This is a genomic window from Streptomyces oceani (genome assembly GCF_001751245.1).
Taxonomy (GTDB): Bacteria; Actinomycetota; Actinomycetes; order Streptomycetales; family Streptomycetaceae; genus Streptomyces; species Streptomyces oceani.
The window spans coordinates 1-755 of record NZ_LJGU01000065.1 but is presented as its reverse complement, the minus strand read 5'-3'; the positions used below and the strand labels follow the sequence as shown (position 1 = coordinate 755).

The 755-nt window shown below is 74.7% G+C and carries 1 pseudogene; it reads right to left on the bottom strand.

The window, feature by feature from the left end:
* Positions 1-221: 221 nt before the first annotated feature.
* A pseudogene (locus tag AN216_RS28885) lies at positions 222-755 on the bottom strand (hypothetical protein); the annotation flags it as partial.

Genomic DNA, 755 nt, shown 5'->3' with positions numbered 1-755 from the left:
CGGAGCGGGGCGGCGGCCCGAGCCGCCCTGTCCGGTCGTCCGTAGCGGGCCGTCGCCCCGTGCCGCTCATCCGGCGTGGGTGTCCGGGGTGGCGCGGTCCCGGCGTCCGGCGCGGTCCCGTTCGGCCAGGTCCGCTGGATCGGCTGGATCGGCCGGGACTGTCAGCCGAAGCGCCCGGTACGGCGCCGGGCTCCTCCGCCCACGGTCAGTCCGCCCCGCGGTCAGTCCGGTAGGTGCTCGGGACCGCCGTAGTTCGGGCCGTCGTAGTCCGGACTGGAGAAGTTCGGGCTGGCGAAGCGTGGCTTGGCCCTGATGTGGTCCGCCGGTTCCGGCTCCGCCGTCTCGGTGCCGTCGGCCGGGCTGGAGTAGTCGGGGTGCGAGTAGCCCAGCCGTGTCGTGCGCTGCGGCTCGTACGGGACGAGGTGGCCGGCGTCGAAGGTGTCCAGCGCCGCACGCGGATCGGTGACCGCTTCTCGTAGGAAGGGCAGGACGCCGCGCTCCAACAGGGCCTGCCGCCAGGTGTCCTGGGCCTCGCCGACCGCCGTGAGGAGTTCCGCGCGGGGGTCCGGGCCAAGTGGTGGGGAAGCCGGATCGGCGCCCGAGTTGCGTACGGCGGCGAGGAGCACCCCGGTCATGCCGGCCAGCGCGGTGGCGGCGGCCAGCACGGCGAAGGCCCAGCCGGCGGTGCGCAGCGCGGCTCCGAGGGACGGTTCGGGTGTGAGGAGCTGCAGGGAGTAGCCCACCAGCAGGAAGAT